The following is a 347-nucleotide window of genomic DNA, read 5'->3' on the forward strand; positions in this document are numbered from 1 at the left end:
CATACAGCTCACCCGCCACGCCCGGCGGCACCGGGCGAAGCCAGGCATCCAGCACATAGGCACGGGTGTTCCAGAACGGCCGCCCGATCGGCACCGGCCCCGCCGCCACCGCACCACCCGGCTCGATCCGGTAATCGGCGCAGTTGACCGTGGCCTCCGTCGGACCGTACGCATTGACCACCGTCACATCCGGATGCGCGGCCCGCCACGACACCAGCGCCTCCCCCACCAGCGCCTCACCACCAGTGATCAACATCCCCGACGGCGACACCTCCTCGGGCAACGCCTCCAACAACCCCAGGTGGGAGGGGGTCACCTTCATAAACGACGGCCGACCAACATCCCCA

The 347-nt window shown here is 68.9% G+C and carries 1 protein-coding gene; it reads right to left on the reverse strand.

The features are described from left to right. Positions 1-322: AMP-binding protein (locus NP777_RS47355; protein ID WP_308405436.1), on the reverse strand; the 322-nt coding region annotated here is incomplete at its 3' end. Positions 323-347: the final 25 nt, after the last annotated feature.

It is taken from the genome of Streptomyces rugosispiralis (genome assembly GCF_024505145.1).
GTDB lineage: Bacteria > Actinomycetota > Actinomycetes > Streptomycetales > Streptomycetaceae > Streptomyces > Streptomyces rugosispiralis.